The sequence below is a fragment of the Sphaerisporangium sp. NPDC088356 genome (genome assembly GCF_040685555.1).
Lineage (GTDB): Bacteria > Actinomycetota > Actinomycetes > Streptosporangiales > Streptosporangiaceae > Sphaerisporangium.
On the sequence record NZ_JBFBIK010000063.1, the window covers coordinates 14,267 to 36,565 of the forward strand.

Sequence of the window (22,299 nt, forward strand, 5' to 3'; positions counted from 1 at the left end):
ATTCGCGTCGAGGAGGAAGGGATGGACGGCGGTGTCGCTCATTCCGTGTCCTCGCTGCCGGGGTCGCCTACGAGCCTGCGTGCGGCCGCCATGTCGTTCTCGTCCCAGCCCCAGTGGCCGTCGCGCCGGGGCTCCTTGGACTGCTCGTCGATCCATCGGCTGTGGGCCTCCCACGCGGCCTGCTTGCTGGTCCCCAGCGCGGCGCCGATCTGCGACCACGAAGCGCCGGCCCGGCGGGCGGAGCGCACGGAGAGCTGACGTCCGTAGCCCGCCTTTCGCGCGATCACCTCGCCCAGCGCGAGAAGCTCCAGCGTCTCACCGCGCGCCAGGGGCTCCGCGCCGGGGTCAGGCGGCGTGAGCTCGGGGTCGTTCTCATCTGCCGGGGACGCCAGGGCGTCACGGGCACGAAGCGCGTCATAGCGCGCGGCCGCGGTCAGCAGCGTGAACCGGCGTTCAAGCTCATCGGGAGTGGACATGGCCCGAGTATTCCGTCAAGCCGTCTTGACGTCAAGGCAGCTTGACGGAAAGGTCGCGAGTGACGGCGGTCCCCACCACGTGGAGCCCGCCGGAGACGTCACTCGATGCGGGCTACCAGGCGGTATCTGAACCCCTTGCCGGGGGTGGACGAGGCGTCGATGATCTGCGTCCCGCCCATGACGGTTACAGGGATGCTCAGCAGCAGGTCATCGCCGATGACGTCGTCCTCCCACACCTCGATCGTGAAGCGGGCGCCGGGGGCGAGGGTCAGGTGGACGTACGGCCCTGCGGAGGGCTGGGCCGATCCCGGGGAACAGCCCGCGGCGGTGCTCGTCAGGACCCAGCAGGTATTGACCTTGGTATTGGCCTCGGTGCCGTTGGTCGGCCACATCTTGTACCACTCGCCGCCGTCGGCCTTGACCTCGATGCGGACCTCGTCCTGGCCGCTCTCCTCCAGGTCATACGCCTGGAGCGAGCCGAGCACCAGCTTGAGCGGCCCGGGGGCGAGGCCGGAGTTCTCTGAAATGATCTTCTGGGATCCCGCGTCCGGTACCGGTACCGGTTCCGGCGAGGCGGCGTGGGCGGGCGGCGCCAGGACCGCGGCGAGCGTCAGCGCGGCGGCCGTGGCGGTGATTCTCGACAGGAACGTGCTCATGCTGCCCTCCCTCAGGCCCAGGCCGGTTCGAGCCGGAACTCGATCACGTAGTGGTAGCCGTTGATGTCGGCCTCCTCCCGGTGGTGCTCGTTCTGGCTGATCGGCTGCGGCCAGAGCGGCACGTTGACCAGCGCGTCGTCGCCCGAGAGGTCGTCGTCCCAGAGGACCACCATCAGGAGCTGGCCGTCGGCCGGGTAGGACGGCGTGTTCACCGCGCGGAAGCTCCTCAGGCGGCTGCCCACGGGGCAGTAGCCCCCGTTGATGGAGACGCAGTCGTTCTTGGCGACCGACAGGTAGGAATCCGACTGCGGAAAGAGCCTCTGAGCCTTGTTTCCGCGCTGGGCCATCACGAAGATCTCGTCGTGACCGCTCTCCTCCAGGTCGTAGGCCATGAAGCTCTCCAGCACGACCCGGACCATCGGCGCGGTGTCCGCGTGCGAGGGGCTCCCCGTCAGCAGCGATCCCGCGACCAGCGCGCCGCCGAGCGACACGCGGGTGAGTAAGCGGGTGATCAGCCGGTACATCCCCGTTCTCCGTTCGTCGTTGATCATTTGAGACCAGCGTGGCCGGGGAAGCTTGTCGATCTCTTGGAATCCACTGCAGGCCCGGGTGATCCGGCTGGATTTACCCACCCCTGTCGCGGTGAAATGAGTCCATGGGCCAGGGAAGTGATCCGGGAAGCGGTACTGAGCTCCGCGTCGGGCCGGACTCGGCCCCCTCGGACAGTCCGGTGTCCCCCGGCCATCCAAGCCTCGGTCCCACGCATGGACGCCGGTGAGCATGGCGTCCGGTGTGCTGTTCGTCGGGTTGTCCACCTTGGATCTCATCCAGTCGGTCGAGCGCATGCCGCACGCGAACGAGAAGGTCACCGCCCTCGAACAGGCGATCTCCGCGGGTGGGCCCGCGACGAACGCGGCGGTCACGTTCTCCTTTCTCGGCGGCGCCGCGACGCTGCTCAGCGCCGTCGGCGCGCATCCGCTGGCCGCCGGGATCATGGCCGACCTGGAGGACCGCGCCGTACGTCTCGTCGATCTCACGCCCGGCGCCCGTGACGCCCCCACCATGTCGACGATCATGGTGACCAGGGAGACCGGGGACCGGGCGGTGGTGTCCGTCAACTCCGCCCGCCGTGACCTTCGACCGCCTCCGGATCTTTCCGGGCTCATCTCGGAGAGCCAGGCGGTGCTCGTCGACGGCCACCACGCGAGGGTGGCGCAGGCCACGGCCCGCCTCGCCCGCGATCTGGGCCGCCTCACGATCCTGGACGGCGGGAGCTGGAAACCGGGCACGGCCGAACTGCTTCCGCACATCGATGTCGCCGTCGTGTCCGCCGACTTCCATCCACCCGGCCCGCGGACGCCCGAGGCGACCCTCGCCCATCTGCGGGCGTCAGGAGTGCCCTGGGCCGCGGTGACCCGGGGTCCCGGCCCGATCTTGTGGCAGGGGCCGGGCGAGGTCCGTCTCCTTCCGGTCCCCGCCGTCGACCCGGTGGACACCCTCGGCGCCGGAGACGTGTTCCACGGCGCGCTCGCCTTCGCCCTGTCCGCGACGGCGGCCAGGGGGGCCGAGCTGACCGAGGACGCCTTCGCCGAAGCGCTCGGCTTCGGGGCCTCGGTCGCCGCCACCTCGTGCGGCTCCTTCGGCACGCGATCTTGGATGCTACGATGAGGTACGGCCGGGGTGGACCTGAACGTGGTACCGCTCAGCTCGCCGCGGGGACGAGGACGCGCAGGGCGCCGGGCTCGACGGTGCACGTCAGCGGCAGGGGGCCTATGCGCTCCCCGTCGGCGTAGGCGACGATGCCGGGAGCGTCCAGGGTGACCGTGCGGGCCCGGCGCGAGGTCACGGCGGGGTGGCCGAGATGCGTCCCCCGGTAGACGCGGGGGAAGGTCCGCAGGAAGGCCCCCTTGGGGATCCTGCCGACCGTCAGCACGTCGAGCAGGCCGTCGTCCGGCACGGCGTCCGGGCAGATTCGCATGCCGCCGCCGTAGGAGCCGGTGTTGCCCACGGCCACCATCATGGCCTCCTGCTCGACCACCTCGCCGTCCACAGTGATCGTGAAGGGGACGGGGACGAAGGAGCGCAGCTCCCGCACCATCGCCAGGAGGTACTTCGCCGTCCCCGGCGGACCCGCCAACTGGTTGGCCCGCTCGTTGACCTTGGAGTCGAAGCCGCAGGCCACCACCCCCGCGAACCACTCGTCCTCACCGATCCGGGCGGCGTCCACCACCCGGGTCTTGCCCTCGGCCACGATGCCGGCGGCGGCGAGCGGGTCCCGCTTGGGGATGCCCAGGGCGTCGGCGATGTCGTTCCCCGTCCCTGCGGGGATGATCCCGAGGGGGACGTCGGTGCCGGCGACCGCCTGGACCGCCAGGTGCACCAGACCGTCGCCGCCGAAGGCGACCAGGGCCTCCGGCCCTTCCGCGACGGCCGTGCACGCGCGTTCGAGCGCGTCCTCGGCGGAGGTCCCCACGATCACCGAGACGGGGCGGTCACCGGAGCGGAGGCGGCGCACGACGGGGTCGAGCAGCCGGAGGGTACGGCCGCCACGGGCCGCGGGGTTCACGAGGACTACTAGCTCACCAGCCACAGCCGGAACCTATCCGGACACACCCCACTAATCCAGGGGTAAAGCGCTGGGACTACTCGGAAGTGCGGGCGGCGGGGCCGTCCAGCTCCTCCTCGATCTCCCTTTGGTGCTGCGCTTCCAGCTCGTCCTTCTTGCGGTCGTGGAAGTACATGATGACTTCGGCGATCAGGAACATGCCGACCATCGGCAGCGCCAGCGCCAGCATGGTGATGGGATCCTGGCTCGGCGTGGCCACGGCCGCGAACACGAACATCAGGAAGATGACCATGCGCTGGTGCTTGCTGACCAGGCGGAACGGCAGGATGCCGATCAGGTTGAGGAACACCAGCAGCAGCGGGATCTCGAACGACAGCCCGAAGATCACCAGCATGGCCATCATGAACCCGACGTACTGGTCCATGCTGATCAGCGGGATGACGTTGCCGGGGGCGAAGCCGAGCAGCAGCGACAGGCCCTTGTCCATCGTGAGGTAGGCCAGCGCGGCACCCGCGGCGAAGAGCGGGACCGAGATCGCGAGGAACGACAGCGAGTAGCGCCGCTCGTTGCGATAGAGGCCAGGGGTGACGAACGCCCAGATCTGGTAGAGCCAGATCGGCGCGGAGACGATCGCGCCGAACATGAGGGCGACCTGGAGGTTCACCATGAAGCCCTCGAACACCCCCTGCACGACCAGGGTGCACGCGCCGTCCTTGAGCTTGTGGGCGGCGGGCAGCCGGCAGTAGGGCCCGGTCATGAAGACCCAGAGCCGGTCGAAGAAGATGAAACCGACCGCTGTGCCCAGGGTCAGGCCGAGGATGGCCTTGATCAGGCGGTTCCGCAGCTCACGGAGATGATCCATGAGCGACATGCGGCCGTCCACGTCGGAGGCGGCCGCGCCGTCGCCCGCCGGGCTTGACCGTTTCAGCAATGCCATCCGAGGTCCTGATCTAGTCCTGGTCTGAGGGGGGCGGTCAGGTCAGCGGCTCGCGTCAGACGGAGCCCTGATCCTTGGGAGCGGCCGCGGCCTGGGCGTTGCGCAGCCGGGCGTTCTCCTCCTCGAGGACGCGCAGCCGGTCTTCGACCGAGGGCGTCACCGGCGGGAGGGACTGCTGCGGAGCGGGGGCCGGCTGAGGGGTGGCGGTGGCGGACTGGGCGGCCCTGACCTCGTCCTCTTCGTGGAGCTTGGTGGTCTCCTTCTTGAAGAGCCGCAGCGACTGGCCCAGCGCCTTAGCGGTGTCCGGAAGCTTCTTGGCACCGAAGAGCAGGACGAGGACCAGGAGAATGAGGATCCATTCCATGGGACCAAGTGAAGGCATGACACATCCTTACGCCGAGCGACGTGCAATCTCAAGCTCGATCGTACGCTGCCGCCACCACTTCGTTCACCCCTCCCGCCCGCCCGATGCGCCGATCGCCGCGCTGAGCCGCCCCTGGACGGGCTCCAGACGGGTAGTGGCCCTGTCGATTTCACGTGCCAGCCCACGCATGGCCACCAGCACACGGGCCCCCAGCACCACCAGCGGCACCAGCCCGGCGACACCCACGCCCACCGCCACGTAGATCCAGATCATGGCCTGGAACTCTATCGAAGGCAGGTCGTGACGACCTACCCCGGAGGAGGTCCTCGCGAGGATCAGGAGACCGACTCGTACCGGGAGAGCGCCGCGGAGGCCTCCTCGCGCACCCGGTCGATCAGTGACACCGGCGAGACCACCCGCCCGCCGTCGCCGAGGCGCAGCGCCAGCCGTACGAGCCAGCCCTGGTCGCGGGCGCGGAGGGTGACGCGCAGGCGCCCCTCCCCCAGCTCGGTGACCTCCTCGCACGGGTAGTACTCGGCGACCCAGCGACCGGCGGGGGTCAGCTCCAGCTCCACCAGCTCGTCGGTGGGCGAGGGACGGAACACCCCGTCGGCGACGTCGATCGGCTCGGCCCCGGCGGGCGGGTCGGCGGCCACGTCGAGCATGTCGACGCCGACCATGCGGTCGAGCCGGAACAGCCGCATGCCGTCGGCGCGGTAGCACCAGCCCTCCAGGTAGGAGCGGCCGTCGGCCATCACCAGCCGTGTGGGGTCGACCTCGCGCGGAGTGATCTCGTCGCGCCCCGGGACGTAGTAGCGCAGGGACAGCCGGCGCCCGGCGCGCAGCGCGGCCCTGACCGTGGCCATGGCGTCGGGGGCGGCGTCCAGCTCGAAGGCCACCTGGCTGCTGACCGCCGCGGCGCCCTCGCCCGCCGCGCCCTCCAGCTTGGCGATCACCCGGGCCAGCACGTCGCCCTGTTCGAACTCGGGAAGCTCGGCCAGCATGCGCAGCGCGACCAGCAGCGCGCTCGCCTCGTCGATGCCGAGGCGGAGCGGGCGGGCGATGGTCTCGGCGTTGTCGATGAGGATCTCGCCGCCGTCCCAGGAGACGTCGATGAGGTCGCCGGGGGTGTGGCCGGGCAAGCCGCACATCCACACCAGCTGCAGGTCGTCGACGAGCTGCTTCTCGGTGAGCCCGAACAGCTTGGCCACCTCTGGCACCTGCGCCCCGGGGTGGGACATGAGGTAGGGCACCAGCGCGAGGAGCCGGGGCAACCGGTCGGCTGTGCTCACGCCAGCGCTCCCTTCAGTCGGCGGATGACCGCGTCGCGGACGTCCGGCGGGTCGAGCACCTCGGCGTCGGCCGCGAACGCGACGATCGACCCGGCGAGCCACTCGGGGTCGGCGAAGTCCAGCGTGACGATGTCCCACCCGTCCTCGCCCGGGCTCACGGCACCGACCTGGCGGAGCCACTGGCAGGTGCCCTCGCGGACGCGGACGGTGGCGGCCCGCTCGGGTAGCAGGCTGTCGCGGTGGCCGACCATCGAGCGGATGTCGACCCCCTCGGGCACGCTCACCGCCCCCGCACGCCCGACGGGCACGACGGACCCGCTGATGCGGCTGAGGCGGAAGACCCGGGGGGCGTCGCGCTCGCGGTCGTGGCCGACGACGTACCAGCGGCCACGCCGGCTGACCACGCCCCACGGCTCCACCGTGCGGGTCAGCAGGACCTCGCTGCCGGCGGCGCGGTAGTCGAACCGGACGACCCTGCGGTCGCGCACCGCCTCCCACAGGGCGGGGAAGGCGGGGTCACGGGTGTCCACCCGCAGCTCCAGCGGCCCGGCGGCGGCCTCGTCGGTCTGCACCCCGGCGGCGCGCAGCTTGAGCAGCGCGCCGCTCGCCGCCTCGGCGAGGTTGGCCCGCTGCCACACCTGGGCGGCCAGGCCGAGCACGGCGGCCTCGTCGGCCTCCAGCGTGATCTCGGGCAGCTCGTAGGCCTGCCGCATGATGCGGTAGCCGGGCTCGTCGTCCCAGGGGTCGCGATGGACCTCCACCGGGATGCCGATCTCGCGCAGCTCGTTCTTGTCGCGCTCGAACATGCGCTGGAAGGCCTCGTCGTTGCCGGCGTCGTAGCCCGGCACGGCGTGCCGGATCTGCTCCGCGCTGAGCGGGCGGCGCGTGGCCAGCAGGCAGATGACCAGGTTCAGCAGCCGCTCGGTCTTCCGGCGGGACATCGGGCCTCCCTTCTCAGGTGACGCTACCCTTGCCCCGTGATCAGATGGCGCAAGGGCGAGGTGCTTTCGGTCCGGCGCGAGTGGCCGGGCGCGGTGGAACTGGACGTGACCCTCCCTGAGGGGGAGTGCCGGGCGCTGGCCTACCCCCCGCTGGTAGGACGTCCCGAACCCGGCGACACGGTGCTGCTGAACACGACCGCGCTCGCCATGGGCCTCGGTACGGGAGGTTACGCCATGGTAGTGGCCGTGCCGGACCGTTTGCCCGAAGATCCCGAAGATCCCGAAGGACCGGGGCACCTGGTCAAGGCACGATACACGCCCCTGCAGGCCACCGTGCTGGGCGCCGACGAGCAGGACTCCCCCTACCACGAGACGCTGCGCGACGCCGACTCGATCGAGGGCATGCCGGTGATCGTCGCCGACCTCCACTCGGCCCTTCCCGCGATCCTGTGCGGCCTGTACGGCTCGCGCCCCTCCGCGGCGCCGAGGGTCGCCTACGTCATGCTCGACGGCGGGGCGCTGCCGGGCTGGTTCTCCATGTCCGCCGCGCGGCTGCGCGAGATCGGCTGGCTGTGCGGGGTCGTCACGACCGGGCAGTCCTTCGGGGGCGACGTGGAGGCGGTCACCGTTCATACGGGGCTCCTGGCGGCCCGGCACGTGCTCTCGGCCGACGTCGCGATCGTGACCCAGGGCCCGGGCAACCTCGGCACCGGCACGCGCTGGGGCTTCTCCGGGGTGTCGGCGGGCGAGGCCCTCAATGCCGCGGCGGTGCTCGGCGGCCGGCCGGTGGGGGCGCTCAGGGTCAGCGAGGGCGATCTCCGCGAGCGCCACATCGGGGTCTCCCACCACTCGCTGACCGCCTACGGCCGCGTGGCGCTCGCGCCCGCCCAGGTGGTGGTCCCCGAGCTGCCCGGCGCGTTCGGCCGGCGCGTGACGGCGCAGGCCGCCGAGCTCGCCGCGCGCCACGAGCTGGTCAGCGTGCCGGTGGACGGCCTGGAAGAGATGCTCGGGCAGAGCCCCGTGAAGCTGTCGACAATGGGCCGCGGCCTGACCGAAGACCTGGCGGGCTTCCTGGCCTCAGCCGCCGCCGGCCGCCACGCCGCCTCCCTCCTCTCCTGAGGACCGTGTCTCCGCGTCGTCGCGGCTGGAGCCGGACGTGGGTCAGGAACTTCCCGCGTCCCTGACCCGCGACGGCGGTGACCCCGGCCGAGGCGCGGGAATCGCGGTGTGGGGACCTCATGACATAAGGCCCGGTGCTCGGTACCGTGCCGGTTCTATGCATGGTCGTACGCCCGTGACCTAGGGATTTGCACTGAGATGCAAGCATTTATGCCGCCTGGGTGACCCGCGCTGACAATGGTGGTCGATTTTCGCTCACCGGCACTACCGGCGATGTGGCGTGGATGCCCTGGGCCCGCATCCGTCCTCGGGGCCCGGCGGAACCGATGAGCACTCCGTGAAACGCGGATCACACAGGTTCTCTGGAGGCTCGATGCGCCGCCGTTCCCCCCGTGGAGTGGTCCTCGCCGTGGTCATGTCACTGTTGGCCGGTTCGTTCACCGCCGGCGGTGCCATCGGGACCGCGACCCCTGCGGCGGCGGCAACGGCCGACCCGCCGGCGTGGACCGAGCAGACCGCCGCGCGTCAGGCCCGTACCTCGGGGCACCGGGTTGAGGTGCTGTCGCTGCGTACCGAGACCCGGCAGGTGTTCGCCAACCCCGACGGCGGCTTCACCTCCGAGATGGCGGCGCTGCCCGAGCGGGTACGGCGGGGCACCGGCTGGGCCGACGTCGACACGACCTTGGCCTTCGCCCCCGATGGGACCGTGCGGCCGGTCGCCACACCGCTCGACCTGGCGTTCTCCGGCGGCGGGACGGCCCCGCTGGCGACCATCGGCCAGGACGGCCGCTCGGTGGCGATGACCTGGCCAGGCACGCTGCCGAAGCCGGTGCTGGACAAGGACACCGCCACCTACGGCTCGGTGCTGCCCGGGGTGGACCTGAAGGTCACCGCCTCGGTGCTCGGCTACTCCGAGGTCCTGGTGGTGAAGACGAGGGAGGCCGCGGCGAACCCGGCGCTGGCGAAGATCCGGTTCGGCACGCGTGGCACCGGGGTGTCGGTGCGCAGGACGGAGACCGGCGGGCTGAGCGCGGTCACCGACGGCGGGGCGACGGTGTTCCACTCCCCGGCGCCGCGCATGTGGGACTCCTCGGGCACCCTGTTGGCCCGTCCGCTGGCCGCGCAGCCGAAGGTCGACGGCCGGCAGGCGGTGATGGGCGTGGAGGCCACGCCGGGCGAGGTCGTGCTGACCCCGGATGCCGGGTTGCTCACCGGCTCGGGGACCACCTACCCGGTGTACATCGACCCGCAGTGGTCGGGGTCCAAGCAGGCGTGGACGTACGTGGACCGGGCGTTCGCGAGCCAGGAGTACTGGAACTCCAGCCACATGCCGGAGGCCGGTAACTACGGCAGCGGGATCAAGCGGTCGTTCTTCCGGATGGACTCCGACAACGTCAACGGCAAGCACATCCTGAAGGCGACGTTCCGCATCACCCAGGTCAAGTCGTGGGGGTGTACCTCCAGCCCGCAGAACGTCGAGTTGTGGCTCACCGGAGGGATCTCCGGCTCGACGAACTGGAGCCATCAGCCGTCCTGGATCGACCACCTGGACAGCGTCGCCTCCGACGCCGGCTACAGCTCCTCGTGCCCGGACAAGGGCATCGAGTTCGACGTGACCGGCGCGATCGTCAAGGCGGCCAAGGGCGGCTGGTCGAACACGACGTTCGGGCTCAAGGACTACGACGACACCGGCAGCAGCACCTGGGGGTGGAAGGGGTTCAGCAGCGCGCCGAAGCTGGTCGTCGACTACAACACCCCGCCGTCGGCGCCCTCGGGCGTCGGCACCTACCCAGGAACGCCCTGCGTCACGGGGACGGGCAGGCCCTCGGTCAACGCCGGCGACGCGCAGAGCCCGCTCCAGCTCAAGGCGAAGATCTACGACCCGGACAAGGCCAACGACGGCGTGCGGGCCGAGTTCGTCATGAACCACTACAACACCGCCACCGGCGCCTGGGAGGACGTCACCTCCACGCTGCCCGGCGGGGGCAAGACCGCCTACAAGTACACCACCACGGCGACCGACCACTCGATCACACTGTCCAACCTGGTCGACGGCCAGAGCTACTCCTACAAGGTGAAGGCCTACGACGGCACCGACTCCAGCGCGTGGAGCAAGTGGTGTGAGTTCACCGTGGACACCGTGGACCCCGCCACGCTGCCGAAGGTCGCCTCCACCGACTATCCGGCCGGCACGCCCGACGACTGGCAGGGCGGCGTGGGGCGAGCGGGCACGTTCACCTTCGCCCCCGGCGACGGCGAGACCGACGTGACCGCGTTCAGGTTCGCGCTGGAGGACCCGGCCCTGGCCACTCCCGCGACGCAGGTCACGATCCCCGCCGGGCAGACCGCGGCCGTCCTGCCGATCGCGCCCCGTCACGACTGGCTCAACACCCTGTACGTCTTCGCCGTCGACAAGGCGGGCAACGTCGGCAAGACGCCCGCCGTGTACAGCTTCTACGTCAAGGCGGGCGCCGACCCGGTCGGGCAGTGGCGTCTGGACGAGACCGCGGGCACGACGGCGGCCGACTCGGCGGCGACGCCCCATCCGGTGACGCTGGCCGGGGGCACCGGATGGACCGGTGGCCGCGTGGGCGGCGCGGTCCGCGTCGACGGGACGTCCGGGTACGGGAGCACGGCCGGCCCGGTGGTGCACACCGACCGGGGCCTGACGGTCTCGGCCTGGGCCCGGCTGAGCGACGGTTCCAAGAACGCCACGGTGGTGAGCCAGTCGGGCACGCACGGCTCGGGCTTCAGCCTCTACTACTCCTCCAGTTACAAGCGATGGATCTTCAACAAGTACGACGCCGACACCGACTCCGACACCATCATCCGGGCGCTGGGTGACAGCGAGCCGCAGCTCAACGTGTGGACCCACCTGACCGGCGTGTACGACGCCCCCGGCAAGCAGCTCCGGCTGTACGTCAACGGCAGGCTCCAGTCGGCCCCCGCCGCCTACCCGTACACGCCATGGGACGCGACCGGCCCCCTGCAGCTCGGGCGGGTCAAGTGGCACAGCGCCTTCTACGAGAACTTCGCCGGCGACCTCGACGACGTGAAGGTGTGGGACCGGATCCTGTCGGATGACCCGCGCACGGTGAACGACCCGGCGCTGGGCAACGAGATCGCCGCGATGGCCAAGCAGCCCCCGGCCGAGCTGGGCCTGTGGAAGCTGGACGAGGGGACGGGCACCACCGCCGCCGACTCCTCCGGGTATGGCAGGACCGCGACGCTCAACGGCGGCGCGGGCTGGTCCGACGACGGCTTCGACGGCGCGGGCGTGCTCAGCCTCAACGGCACCACGGCCTACGCCTCGACCGCGGCGGCCCCCGTCCGCACCGACCACAGCTACGCCGTGGCGGCCCGGGTGCGCCTGGCGGGCGACGACACCTGCGCGCTGCCCGCCCGGGTGATGACCATCCTCGGCCAGGACGGCACCAGGAACAGCGGCTTCTACCTCAGCTACCGGATCTACACCGAGAACGGGGTCAAGGTGTCCCGCTGGGGGTTCTCCACCGCCAGTGACGACACCGACTCCGAGACGATGACGGTGGCGAAATCCGCCGACCCGATCGACTGCTCGGCGATCAACACCTGGACCCACGTGGCCGGGGTGTACGACGAGGTCGCCAGGCAGATCCGGCTCTACGTCAACGGCCAGCTCGCCGACCAACGGCCCTCGACCGGCTGGCACGCGAGCGGCGGCCTGGAGATCGGCAGGGTCAAGTACAAGGGCGCCTTCACCGACTACTTCGCGGGAGACGTGGACGACGTCCGCACCTACGCCGGCGCCCTGACCGACCGCCAGGTGGTCAACCTCGCCATGGGCCTCCCCATAGACGGCTAGACCTCTCGACCGACGTTCGTTGACGCATCACCACCCCCCTCGGAGGAAAGCCGTGCTCGGTTCTTGGCGAGGCCTGGCCATGGTCGCCGGACTGCTGGCCGTCGTGGTGCCCACCACGCTGCTCAGCCCGGTGGCCGCCCAGGCGACCGACGATCCCGGATGGCACAAGGCGCAGCAGCAGAAACCCGTACCCGGCCATGCCGTGACGGCACGGGCGCCCCTCGCGGACCCGGGGGCGAAGTACGACCTGAAGGGGGCGCCCCCGGTGGCCTGGCCGGCGCCGGGAACGGCGGTGGTCAAGCTCCCGCAGGCGGGGGCTACCACGACATCTCCGGGCCCGGCCGCGACGCGGGACGCCATCGGGCCCGGAGACGCGGCGAAGGTCAGGGCGGGGCGGCTGCCGGTCTGGCTGGGCCCGGCGACTTCGGCGACGCGGGGAGACGGCGAGGCCCCGGCCACGTCGGCGACGCCGGGGAACGGCGAGGCCCCGGTCGCGCAGGGAGCGGCCGGCACCGCGCTCGCGGCCGTACCGGCCGTCCAGGTGCGGACGCTGGACGCGCGCGCGGCGGGGGCATCGGGCATCAACGGCCTCGGGCTCCGGCTCACGCCGCAGGCGAGCCCGTCCGGCCCGGCGCGTATGGCGGTCGAGGTGGACTATTCGGGGTTCCGGTACGCCTTTGGCGGTGACTGGGGGTCGCGGCTGCGGCTGGTCCGGCTGCCCGACTGCGCGGCGACGACCCCGGAGCGGCCCGAGTGCCAGACCCGGACGCCCCTAGTGACCCACAACGATGTCAAGGCCGGGCGGTTGGCCGCCGACGTCGAGTTCGCCTCGGCGGCTCCGATGACGCTGGCCGCCGTGGCGGCGCCGTCGGGGTCTGCGGGCAGCTACGAGGCGACCTCGCTCTCCCCCTCGGCGACGTGGAGCGTCAGCAACCAGAGCGGGGCGTTCTCCTGGTCCTATCCGCTGCGGCTGCCGCCGACCCCGGGGGGCCCGACTCCGAACATCGGGTTCGGGTACTCCTCGGGCAGTGTCGACGGCCGTACGGTCGCGGTCAACAACCAGGCCTCGTGGATCGGGGAGGGCTTCGACTACTGGCCGGGTTTCATCGAGCGCAAGTACAAGCAGTGCGCGGACGACGGGGTGACGCCCAAGCGCGCCGACCAGTGCTGGGGCAACCACAACGCCACCATGTCGCTGAACGGCCAGGCCACCGAGCTTGTGCTGGACGACGCGACGGGCACCTGGCAGCCGGCCGACGACGACGGCGCCAAGGTCGAAAGGCTCACCGGGGCCGACAACGGGGACAACGACGGCGAGCACTGGCGGGTGACCACGCCGGACGGCACGCAGTACTACTTCGGCCTCAACCACCTGCCCGGCTGGGCGAGCGGCAAGGCCGAGACGCAGTCGACCTGGACGGTGCCGGTCTTCGGCGACGACTCCGGGGAACCGTGTCACAAGGACAGCGGGTTCTCCGACTCCTGGTGCCAGCAGGCGTGGCGGTGGAACCTTGACTACGTCGTGGACCCGCACGGCACGGTCAGCACCTTCTGGTACACCCCGGAGACCAACTACTACCGGCGTGATGTGACCACGCTGACCGATGGGGTGCCGAACGGCACGCCGACCGTGTACACCCGTGGCGGCTATCTCAAGCGCATCGACTACGGCCAGCGCTCCGACGCGATCTTCTCCTCCTCGGCGCCCGCGCGCGTCGCCTTCGAGGCCCAGGAGCGGTGCATCGCCACCTCCTCCTTCGACTGCGCGGCGAGCAAGTTCACCAAGGACAACGCCAAGTACTGGCCGGACGTCCCCTACGACCAGAAATGCGATTCCGGTGAGAAGTGCACCGACATCTACTCGCCGACGTTCTGGACGCGCAAGCGGCTGGCGTCGGTGACCACGCAGGTGCTGGTCTCGGGCAGCACCTACAAGGACGTAGACGTCTGGACGCTGAACCAGGAGATGCGCGCCCCGGGTGATGGCACGGCCGCCACGGTGTGGCTGGCGGGCATCCAGCACACCGGCAAGGTCGGCGGGTCGGCGTCCCTGCCGGACGTCAGGTTCGCCGGGGTGCAGAAACCCAACCGGGTGGACGCGCTGGAGGGGCGGCCGCCGCTCACCAAGTGGCGCATCTCGGCGATCGACAACGAGACCGGCGGCGCGCTGTCGGTGACCTACTCGGACGAGGACTGCACGGCGGGCAACACCCCGCAGCCTGATTCGAACACCCGGCGCTGCTACCCGCAGTACTGGTCTCCTGAGGGCGCCACCTCGCCCAAGATCGACTGGTTCCACAAGTACGTGGTCACCCAGGTGCGGCAGATCGACCGCACCGGCGGAGCTCCCGACGTGGTCGACTCCTACGAGTACCTCGGCGGCGGGGCGTGGCATCACGATGACGACGACGGGCTGACCAAGGAGAAGTACAAGACCTGGTCGCAGTGGCGGGGTTACGGCAAGGTGCGGGTGCTGCACGGCGACCCCGCCGAGCAGCGCTCCCAGGCCGAGTTCACCTACTTCCGCGGCATGGACGGCGACGAGCTGTCCGGCGGCGGCACCAGAGACGCGAAGGTCACCGACTCCGAGGGAACGGCCGTCACCGACGCGGAGGCGCTGCAGGGCCAGATCCGGGAGGAGATCCACCACGACGGCCCCGGCGGACCGGCGATGGCCGGGACCATCACCGGCTACTGGGTCAAGCAGACCGGCAAGCGGGTGCGCTCATGGGGCACCACCACCGCAAACATGGTGCGGCCCGAAAAGGTCGCCACCCGCACCGCGCTCGCCGCCGGCGGATGGCGGCGCACCATGACCGACACCGACTACAACGGCGACGGCCAGCCCACCCAGGTCAGCGACCTCGGCGATGAGTCCACCCCGGACGACGACCAGTGCGTCCGCACCACGTACGTCCGGGACGCCACCCGGTGGATGGTCTCCTACGCCTCGCGCGTGGAGACCGTGACCAAGGCCTGCACCGCCACGCCCGACCGTCCGGCCGACGTGGTCTCCGACGTGCGCAAGTACTACGACGGCAAGGCGTTCGGCGCCGCCCCGTCCAAGGGCGATGTCACCAAGACCGAGAAGCTCGGCTCGTGGAACGGCGGCCCGCAGTACGTGTCCGCCGGGACCACCACCTTCGACGTGTACGGCCGGCCGCTGGTGGTGACCGACGCCCAGGGCACCAAGACCACCACCTCCTACGCCCCGGCCACCGGTCCGCTCACCCTCAAGCAGGAGACCAACGCGCTCGGCCACCTCAGCAAGACCGAGATCGAGCCGGCCTGGGGCCTGGCCACGGCGACGACCGACCCCAACGGCCGGCGCGCCGAGCTGGCGTACGACCCGCTCGGCCGGTTGACCGGGGTGTGGCTGCCCGGCCACGCGAAGGCGACGTATGGGTCGCTTCCGAACATGAAGTTCGGCTACCAGATCCGCACGGACGGGCCGACGGCGGTCTCAACCTCGACGCTGCGCAACGACGGGACCAACTACACCACCGGGTACGCGCTGTACGACGGCCTGCTACGGGCCCGGCAGACCCAGCAACCCGCCCCCGGCGGCGGCCGGGTGGTCGACGACACCTTCTACGACACGCGCGGCCTGGTCGCCAAGACCAACCAGGGCTACTACACCGAAGGCGCGCCGGGCACCGCGTTGTGGACCCCGGCCAGCGACGACGACGTGCCCGGGCAGAACGTCACTGTCTACAACGGCATGGAGTGGCCGACCGCGCAGATCTTCCGCAAGCGCGGCACCGAGCAGTGGCGCACCACCACGACCTACGGTGGCGACCGCACGAGCGTCGACCCGCCGGTCGGCTCCACACCGGTCACCAAGATCGTCAATGCGCAGGGCGAGACCACCGAGGTCCGGCAGTACAAGGGCGACGGCCCGTCCGGTGAGTACGACGCCACCAAGTACACCTACACCCGCACCGGGCAGCCTGCCACGATCACCGACACAGCGGGCAACGTCTGGGCCTACCACTACGACCTGCGCGGCCGCCTCGTCCAGCTCGACGACCCTGACAAGGGCACCGCCAAGCTGACCTACGACGACAAGACCGACTGGCTGCAGACCGCCACCGACGCCCGCGGCAAGAGCCTGTTCTTCACCTACGACGCGCTCGGCCGCAAGACCGCCGAGTACGCGGGCACCTCGGCCGGCGGCACCAAGCTGGCGGAGTGGACGTTCGACAAGCTGGCCGACGGAACGGTCGTCAACGGCCAGCCGGCCTCGTCCACGCGGTACGTCAAGAACGCGACCACGGGCACGCTGGACGCCTACACGAGCACCGTCACCGGCTACGACCAGGCCTACCGGCCCACCGGCACCCAGACCGTCATCCCCGCGGCCGAGGGCGGACTGCAAGGCACGTACAAGACCAGCACCGACTACAACCCTGACGGCACCGTCCACCGCACCGTACTCCCCGCCGCCGGAGGCCTGCTCGGCGAGACGATGCTGTACGACTACGACGACCAGGGCAATCCGACCACGACGCGCGGCCTGACCGACTACGTTACCTCGACGACGTACTCCAAGCTCGGCCAGGTCCTGGACATGACGCTGTCCACCGGCGGCAAGCGGGTCAAGCAGACCAACTTCTACGAGGAAGGCACCAACCGGCTCACCCGGTCCCTGTACGAGCGGGAGACCGCCCCCATCTCGGTCGCCGACACCAACTACACCTACGACCCGTCCGGCAACATCACCAAGATCGCCGACACGCCCTCCGGGCAACCCGCCGACGTGCAGTGCTTCAAGCAGGACCACCTGCAGCGCCTGACCGAGGCCTGGACCGCCACCGACGGCTGCGCCGCGGCCGACCCCTCACAGGCCATCGTCGGCGGACCCGCCCCGTACTGGCAGTCCTTCTCCTACGACGTCGTGGGCAACCGCACCAAGGAAGTCGACCACGACCCGGCCGGCGACGTCACCAAGAACTTCACCTACGCCGGCGCCGGCAATCCCCAGCCGCACACCCTCACCTCGGTTTCCTTCCAGGGCGGCACGCGGAACGGCCAGACCGACACTTACGCCTACGACCAGGCCGGCAACACCACCGAACGCGGAGACGGCCGCACCCTCGAATGGGACGTCGAAGGCCACCTCGCCAAGTCGACCGACCCCTCGGGCGTCAGCACGTTCGTCTACGACGCGGGCGGTGACCGACTCATCCGCCGCGACCCCACCTCCACCACCCTGTACGTCGCGGGAATGGAGATCCGGCTCGACACCAAGACCGGCGCCAAGACCGCGACCCGCTACTACGCCCACGCCGGCCAGACCATCGCGACCCGCACCACCAAGGGAGTGACCTGGCTCGGAGCCGACCACCACGGCAGCGCCGACACCTCGGTCGACGACACCGGCACGCAGGCGACCACCCGCCGCCGATTCACCCCGTTCGGGCAGATGCGCGGTCCCTCACCGGCGTACTGGCCGGGGGAGAGGGGCTTCGTCGGCGGGACCATCGATACCAGCACCGCGCTCACCCACCTCGGCGCACGCGAATACGACGCCGAGACCGGCCGGTTCATCTCCGTCGACCCCGTCTTCGACGACTCCGACCCCCAGAGCTGGAACGGCTACGCCTACGCCGACAACAGCCCGGTCACCTCCTCCGACCCCACCGGCCTGACGCTCGACGGTGGCGCCCAGTGCGGCTGGTACAAGAACAACCCCTGCAACTGGGGGAAGAAGTACAACAGCGGCTGCGTCGACTGCGGCGCCCAGGAGCGGGCCACACCGCCCCCGCCCCCGCCGTACAACCCGCCCCACTGTGGACGCTGGAGTTTCGGCTGCAAGGCCAGGAACTTCTGGAACCAGCACAAGGCCACCATCGTCAACGTCACGGTCGCTGTCGTCGTCACCGTCGGCTGCGAGGCGGCCACGGCAGGCGCCGGCAGCATCGGCTGCGCCGCGGCCGGCGGAGCCGCCGGCAACCTCGCGGGCTACCTGGTCTCCACACCACGCGACGAGTGGAGCGCCGGCGGAGCCTTCAAGGCGGCGGCCGTAGGAGCCGTAATCGGAGCGGCGGGCGGCGCCGTGGGCAAGGCGGCGGCCGCCGCCATAGGCAAGCTCGCCACCACGGCGGCGGGCAGAGCCGTCACAGCAGCGGTGGGCAAAGCGGCGGGGAAGGCAAAGGCGGCCATCGGACGTCTGGGCGGCGCCGCGGAGGACGCCGAAGCCGCCGGGGGCGCGACGGCCAAGGGAGCCGCGCGAGGCGGGGAAGGCCCGCGGTCGACAGGGGGCGGTCCCAGGGGCTGCAACAGTTTCGTCGCCGGAACCAAGGTCAAGCTCGCCGACGGCACGTACAAGGCGATCGAGAAGATCAAGACTGGCGACAAGGTCCTCGCCACCGACCCGGCCACCGGCAAGACCACGGCCAAGGTCGTCCTCGCCGCCTACTCAGGTCTCGCCTACGTCAACCTCGTCCAGGTCACCGTCGACACCGACGGCAAGCGCGGCAACGCCACCGGCGTCATCCTCGCCACCGAACACCACCTGTTCTGGGACGCCAAGCACCACACCTGGGTCCGCGCAGACCAACTCACCAGCGCCGACCGCCTCCAGATGCCCGACGGCAAGCCCCTGGACGTCGTCGCAGCCACCGCCCGGCAGGGCCACCCCACCGTCCACGACCTCACCGTCGCCGACTTCCACACGTTTTACATAAAAGCCGGCACGAGCCCCGTTCTCGTGCACAACTGTGACATCATCGCAGGTCCAAACCTTGGGTCGCTCAGGGTTTCCGCAGCGAACCCGTCCGCTTCCGAAACCCGCGCTGCGGAGTACATGGCCTCTCGCGGCAATAGAGTGGTTCTAAGAGATCCGGTTGGAACGCGGGCAGAAGGCGGGACGAGCGACTTGCTGGTCAATGGGGCGAACTGGGATGTTTACACTCCGAAGACGGGAAATGTCGGCAGGATCGTCAGCTCGGTAGCGTCGAAGGGAAGTCAGGTCCATGGTGGCGGTGTGATCGTCGATCTGTCGGAAACCAGCGTTGTCGCGGAGCAGCTCGCCAACATCCACATCCGGCTCGCCGGGATCGGTGCTCGCGTCGGCGAAGTCGTGCTGATGCCCTGATGGCCAAGATCCGATGCATCTGCCAACACATCATCACCACCAGTGGCGCCATCCCCAATCCGCTCGAATGGAAGATCATTTCGGATCCCAGGTTCGATGACTTCGAGGGGTTGGTCGAGGCGGAAGAGGTCTATCGGGCATGTAGTTCGATGTTCCGTTGCCCAAAGTGTGGACGTCTCTGGGTGTATTGGGATGGCTTCGATGGTGAGCCTGCGTGTTACACGCCGCAATCTTTGGATCCCGCTAAAGAAGTGGAAGAAGCGTAGACGCCGGGCGATGTAGGCGCGGGGTCTCAAGGTGAAAGCTGGGCCGTCTGCCGGAGGAACTTCGCAAAGCGGAATCCCCAGGCATTCCGGCCTGGGGATTCGGTGCTGGTCGGCGATACCGGGATTGAACCAGTGGCCTCTACCGTGTCAGGGTAGCGCTCACCCCATGAACTAATCAGGCGGTCGAACCCATGGCGTCATTGGTCGTCTGTGGACACAGGGCTAGGACGTTCAAGATCCGCTTGGGGCACCAGGTGACGTGACATCGCTGGGAACTTCCTGTGACCGGGGCCTTGTCGAGGTCCAGATTTTCCCAGGACAGGCTGAGGAACAACCAGGAGCGTACGGCGGATGTGACGACAATTCTGGTCATGACGACGATTCCACTGGCTGATGCCAAAGAACGGCTGTCCGCGGTGCTGGATGAGGTCCGCGACACTCACGAACGTGTGGTGATCACGCGTAACGGCTGCCCAGAGGCGGTCATCATGTCGGTATCCGATCTGGAGGCACTGGAAGAGACCTTGGATCTGCTGTCAACTCCAGGAGCGTACGAAGAGATTCGCGCGGCCGAGACCGAGATCTCCCGCGGTGAAGCGATTGGCGCTGATGAGTTGCGCCGCCTGATGGCCGAGCGGGCGCGCATCGAGCAGGCGGACGCGTGAGCGACGAAGCGTACGCTTTGTCGCTGGCGCCGTCGGCGCGCCGGGCGCTCGTCGAAGGCCCCCACGGGGACTGCCACTGGCGGTGGCGACGGCGGTGAGAGAATTTCTGACGGGCCTGCTCCTGGACAACCCTCAGCGAGTCGGCGAGCCCCTCACACGGGAACCAAGCAAGTACCACTCCGCCAGACGCGGTGCCTACAGGGTCGTCTACCGCATCGACGGGGCCACACGGGTCGTTCACGTTACGCATCGACCATAGCGCCGACGCCTACCACACTCGCTGAGCATCACCCACCTTGAGCCACCTTGAGCCGATCCGGGCAGTGCGAGCGAGTGGTCAGCCGGCGAAGAAGTCGAATTCACCGGCTTTGGCGCCGGCGATGAAGGCTTGCCATTCGCCGCGCGTGTAGAGGATGACCTCGCGGTCGGGGTGGTGGCTGTGGCGTACGGCGACACGCTCGGTGCCGTCGGCCAGTGGCCCTGCTTCGACACACTCTCCACCGCCATTGGCGCTTTTGGTGCTGATGTGCCAGGCGACATTGGCCAGCTCCTCGGGGGTGGCCATGCTGGTTGCCTCCGTTTGGTCAGGTTGTATCTTCTGCTGCGGCCGTGATCAGTGCCATGGAGTCGTCGGGCGCGAGTGTGGCCTTTTGCAGGCAATCGTACGCCTGCGCGAAGCGTTCCATGTCGTCTCCTTCGACGTAGATCGCGCCTGCTCGTGTCTCGATGTACGCGACATCTGGGTAGGGCTCAGGCATGTTGAAGATCGTGAAGGGTCCTTCCGGGCTGGCGCTGGCGCCCGCGTCGAAGGGCAGGACGCGGATGCTGATGTTCGGACCCTCTGCCGCCTTGATGAGGTGCTGGAGTTGACCGCGAAGCACGTCCCTGCCACCGACTCTTCGATGCAGTACCGCCTCGTCGAGGAGCACCGAGAGTCGCAAAGGCTCATCTCGGCTGAGCACCTGCTGCCGGTTCAGCCGGAACTCCGCCCAGATATGTATACGCTCTTGCGGCTTGTTCGGGTCTGCCGCGCGGATCACCGCTTCGGCGTACTCGCGGGTCTGGAGCAGCCCTGGAATCACCATCGCGTCGTACGACCGTAGTTCGATGGCCCGGGACTCCAACCAAGCGTGATCGATGATGCGGCCCGTGAACGCGCCAGCGTAACCATCCCACCAGCTCTTCTGCCAGATTTCGCGGCTGAGGCGTTCGAGTCCGTCGCGGAGATTGACATCACTCACGCCGTAGAGGTTGAGCAGGGTAAGGACGTCGGGGACGCGCATAGGCGTGATCCCCTGCTCCATGCGGCTGAGCGACGACTGGTCACGCTGGATGTAGTCTCCGGCATCTCTCAGGGTGAGTTTGGCCGCTTCGCGTAGTTCACGCAGCTGTTTGCCCAGCCACTGGGCACGAAGTGTCGGCCCTTTTCTGGCACCCATGATGTCACCACCCTATGGCCCTAATCGGGCATAGTAAGCAATATTGGTCATTCGCATTTTCTACTGAAGCCAATCTTGCACATGTTCAGAGTTGGTGCCACTCTTTCTGTGACACTCGCATCACGGAGTGTGATCACAGAATGCGAAGAGGCCGGGACGGGTTGGCGTGCGATGGCTGTGCCCGTCCCGGCCGGGGTGCCGGAGAAAGGGGTGACCCGATGGATCAGCGACCCGATTCCAGCCTGCCGACTGTCTATCACGACGCAGGCGGGGAATGTGCGGCCGTACCTCGGTTGAGGGTGGAGGAGCGGGCGCGGTTGTTCGCGTTGCTGCGTGACGCCGACGACGAGCAGGGAGACGAGGGCGGGGTGGAGCTGTACGGGGTGCAGCTGCCCGGCGGTACGGCGGCGACGATCACCGTGAAGGGCCGGCCTCACGGGTGCTGGTCGAGCTCCGAGCGGCTGGCGGACCGGCTCGGCCTACACTTGGTCTGGCTGGACCCTGAGATCCGCCGCTGACGGCAACTGTCACAGTCGGGCCCGCGCCCGGCTGCGGTCGGCTCATCATCGGGCCCGCTCACCTGGGGCAGCCCGCAACCGTCAGTACATCTTACCGGCGGTGACTATGACGGCCGA

19 protein-coding genes are annotated in these 22,299 nt (G+C 69.5%); 8 read left to right on the forward strand and 11 right to left on the reverse strand.

Annotated elements, in window-relative coordinates; genetic code table 11:
- Positions 1–38: 38 nt before the first annotated feature.
- The 3 genes from AB0O34_RS22540 to AB0O34_RS22550 all read right to left on the reverse strand — a co-directional run bounded on the left by AB0O34_RS22540 (position 39) and on the right by AB0O34_RS22550 (position 1,656).
- Positions 39–476: a hypothetical protein gene (locus AB0O34_RS22540; RefSeq protein ID WP_363918254.1), complete on the reverse strand. Its 438-nt coding sequence runs from the start codon at positions 474–476 to the stop codon at positions 39–41.
- A gap of 98 nt (positions 477–574) precedes the next feature.
- The gene (locus AB0O34_RS22545; protein ID WP_363918256.1) at positions 575–1,132 is read right to left on the reverse strand and encodes a hypothetical protein; all 558 of its coding nucleotides are present in this window, start codon (positions 1,130–1,132) and stop codon (positions 575–577) included.
- Positions 1,133–1,143: 11 nt separating this feature from the next.
- A complete protein-coding gene (locus AB0O34_RS22550) occupies positions 1,144–1,656 on the reverse strand; it encodes a hypothetical protein (RefSeq protein WP_363918258.1) in 513 nt (170 codons plus the stop codon).
- A gap of 256 nt (positions 1,657–1,912) precedes the next feature.
- Between AB0O34_RS22550 and AB0O34_RS22555 the strand changes: the two genes are divergently transcribed.
- Entirely contained in the window at positions 1,913–2,800 is an 888-nt protein-coding gene (locus tag AB0O34_RS22555) for a PfkB family carbohydrate kinase (protein WP_363918301.1), read from the forward strand.
- Positions 2,801–2,834: 34 nt separating this feature from the next.
- On the opposite strand, the gene AB0O34_RS22560 is transcribed toward AB0O34_RS22555, so the two are convergent.
- The 6 genes from AB0O34_RS22560 to AB0O34_RS22585 all read right to left on the reverse strand — a co-directional run bounded on the left by AB0O34_RS22560 (position 2,835) and on the right by AB0O34_RS22585 (position 7,232).
- On the reverse strand, positions 2,835–3,722 hold the full coding sequence (locus AB0O34_RS22560; RefSeq protein WP_363918260.1) for a YegS/Rv2252/BmrU family lipid kinase: 888 nt from the start codon (positions 3,720–3,722) through the stop codon (positions 2,835–2,837).
- A gap of 52 nt (positions 3,723–3,774) precedes the next feature.
- Complete coding sequence (gene tatC / locus AB0O34_RS22565; protein ID WP_363918262.1) at positions 3,775–4,635, reverse strand: twin-arginine translocase subunit TatC; 861 nt, start codon at positions 4,633–4,635, stop codon at positions 3,775–3,777.
- A gap of 55 nt (positions 4,636–4,690) precedes the next feature.
- On the reverse strand, positions 4,691–5,017 hold the full coding sequence (gene tatA, locus AB0O34_RS22570; RefSeq protein ID WP_363918264.1) for a Sec-independent protein translocase subunit TatA: 327 nt from the start codon (positions 5,015–5,017) through the stop codon (positions 4,691–4,693).
- Positions 5,018–5,083: 66 nt separating this feature from the next.
- Positions 5,084–5,272 (reverse strand): hypothetical protein, encoded by a 189-nt coding sequence (locus AB0O34_RS22575; protein ID WP_363918266.1) that lies wholly within the window; start codon positions 5,270–5,272, stop codon positions 5,084–5,086.
- A 62-nt stretch (positions 5,273–5,334) separates the two neighbouring features.
- Positions 5,335–6,291, reverse strand: a complete 957-nt coding sequence (locus tag AB0O34_RS22580) for a WYL domain-containing protein (RefSeq protein WP_363918268.1) — start codon at positions 6,289–6,291, stop codon at positions 5,335–5,337.
- Positions 6,288–7,232, reverse strand: coding sequence for a WYL domain-containing protein (locus AB0O34_RS22585; RefSeq protein ID WP_363918270.1), 945 nt, complete (start codon positions 7,230–7,232; stop codon positions 6,288–6,290). Before AB0O34_RS22585 ends, AB0O34_RS22580 begins: the two co-directional genes overlap by 4 nt.
- Before the next feature lie 36 nt (positions 7,233–7,268).
- Here AB0O34_RS22585 and AB0O34_RS22590 point away from each other — a divergent pair, with 36 nt between their 5' ends.
- From AB0O34_RS22590 to AB0O34_RS22615, 6 genes are all read left to right on the forward strand, one after another.
- Positions 7,269–8,351, forward strand: a complete 1,083-nt coding sequence (locus AB0O34_RS22590) for a DUF3866 family protein (protein ID WP_363918272.1) — start codon at positions 7,269–7,271, stop codon at positions 8,349–8,351.
- Between the two features lie 373 nt (positions 8,352–8,724).
- The gene (locus AB0O34_RS22595; RefSeq protein ID WP_363918274.1) at positions 8,725–12,195 is read left to right on the forward strand and encodes a LamG-like jellyroll fold domain-containing protein; all 3,471 of its coding nucleotides are present in this window, start codon (positions 8,725–8,727) and stop codon (positions 12,193–12,195) included.
- 52 nt (positions 12,196–12,247) lie between these two features.
- Positions 12,248–19,294 carry a polymorphic toxin-type HINT domain-containing protein gene (locus tag AB0O34_RS22600; protein WP_363918276.1) on the forward strand — a complete coding sequence of 2,349 codons (7,047 nt, stop codon included), beginning with the start codon at positions 12,248–12,250 and terminating at the stop codon, positions 19,292–19,294.
- Positions 19,294–19,560 carry a hypothetical protein gene (locus AB0O34_RS22605; protein ID WP_363918278.1) on the forward strand — a complete coding sequence of 89 codons (267 nt, stop codon included), beginning with the start codon at positions 19,294–19,296 and terminating at the stop codon, positions 19,558–19,560. Before AB0O34_RS22600 ends, AB0O34_RS22605 begins: the two co-directional genes overlap by 1 nt.
- A gap of 353 nt (positions 19,561–19,913) precedes the next feature.
- On the forward strand, positions 19,914–20,225 hold the full coding sequence (locus AB0O34_RS22610) for a type II toxin-antitoxin system Phd/YefM family antitoxin (RefSeq protein ID WP_363918280.1): 312 nt from the start codon (positions 19,914–19,916) through the stop codon (positions 20,223–20,225).
- 94 nt (positions 20,226–20,319) lie between these two features.
- A complete protein-coding gene (locus AB0O34_RS22615; RefSeq protein ID WP_363918282.1) occupies positions 20,320–20,484 on the forward strand; it encodes a type II toxin-antitoxin system RelE/ParE family toxin in 165 nt (54 codons plus the stop codon).
- Between the two features lie 78 nt (positions 20,485–20,562).
- Here the strand turns inward: AB0O34_RS22615 and AB0O34_RS22620 are convergent, their stop codons facing one another.
- Both AB0O34_RS22620 and AB0O34_RS22625 read right to left on the reverse strand, forming a co-directional pair.
- The gene (locus tag AB0O34_RS22620) at positions 20,563–20,790 is read right to left on the reverse strand and encodes a DUF397 domain-containing protein (protein WP_363918284.1); all 228 of its coding nucleotides are present in this window, start codon (positions 20,788–20,790) and stop codon (positions 20,563–20,565) included.
- A 19-nt stretch (positions 20,791–20,809) separates the two neighbouring features.
- Positions 20,810–21,664 carry a helix-turn-helix transcriptional regulator gene (locus AB0O34_RS22625; RefSeq protein ID WP_363918286.1) on the reverse strand — a complete coding sequence of 285 codons (855 nt, stop codon included), beginning with the start codon at positions 21,662–21,664 and terminating at the stop codon, positions 20,810–20,812.
- Positions 21,665–21,981: 317 nt separating this feature from the next.
- Here AB0O34_RS22625 and AB0O34_RS22630 point away from each other — a divergent pair, with 317 nt between their 5' ends.
- The gene (locus AB0O34_RS22630; RefSeq protein ID WP_363918288.1) at positions 21,982–22,182 is read left to right on the forward strand and encodes a hypothetical protein; all 201 of its coding nucleotides are present in this window, start codon (positions 21,982–21,984) and stop codon (positions 22,180–22,182) included.
- Positions 22,183–22,299: the final 117 nt, after the last annotated feature.

What these genes read in the sequence shown, in the direction of transcription:
- AB0O34_RS22605 (WP_363918278.1), top strand. Translation starts at nt 19,294, where the DNA reads ATGGCCAAGATCCGATGCATCTGCCAACACATCATCACCACCAGTGGC.
- AB0O34_RS22550 (WP_363918258.1), bottom strand. Translation starts at nt 1,656, where the DNA reads ATGTACCGGCTGATCACCCGCTTACTCACCCGCGTGTCGCTCGGCGGC.
- AB0O34_RS22595 (WP_363918274.1), top strand. Translation starts at nt 8,725, where the DNA reads ATGCGCCGCCGTTCCCCCCGTGGAGTGGTCCTCGCCGTGGTCATGTCA.
- AB0O34_RS22620 (WP_363918284.1), bottom strand. Translation starts at nt 20,790, where the DNA reads ATGGCCACCCCCGAGGAGCTGGCCAATGTCGCCTGGCACATCAGCACC.
- AB0O34_RS22540 (WP_363918254.1), bottom strand. Translation starts at nt 476, where the DNA reads ATGTCCACTCCCGATGAGCTTGAACGCCGGTTCACGCTGCTGACCGCG.
- AB0O34_RS22545 (WP_363918256.1), bottom strand. Translation starts at nt 1,132, where the DNA reads ATGAGCACGTTCCTGTCGAGAATCACCGCCACGGCCGCCGCGCTGACG.
- AB0O34_RS22555 (WP_363918301.1), top strand. Translation starts at nt 1,913, where the DNA reads ATGGCGTCCGGTGTGCTGTTCGTCGGGTTGTCCACCTTGGATCTCATC.
- AB0O34_RS22575 (WP_363918266.1), bottom strand. Translation starts at nt 5,272, where the DNA reads ATGATCTGGATCTACGTGGCGGTGGGCGTGGGTGTCGCCGGGCTGGTG.
- AB0O34_RS22585 (WP_363918270.1), bottom strand. Translation starts at nt 7,232, where the DNA reads ATGTCCCGCCGGAAGACCGAGCGGCTGCTGAACCTGGTCATCTGCCTG.
- tatC (WP_363918262.1), bottom strand. Translation starts at nt 4,635, where the DNA reads ATGGCATTGCTGAAACGGTCAAGCCCGGCGGGCGACGGCGCGGCCGCC.
- AB0O34_RS22625 (WP_363918286.1), bottom strand. Translation starts at nt 21,664, where the DNA reads ATGGGTGCCAGAAAAGGGCCGACACTTCGTGCCCAGTGGCTGGGCAAA.
- tatA (WP_363918264.1), bottom strand. Translation starts at nt 5,017, where the DNA reads ATGCCTTCACTTGGTCCCATGGAATGGATCCTCATTCTCCTGGTCCTC.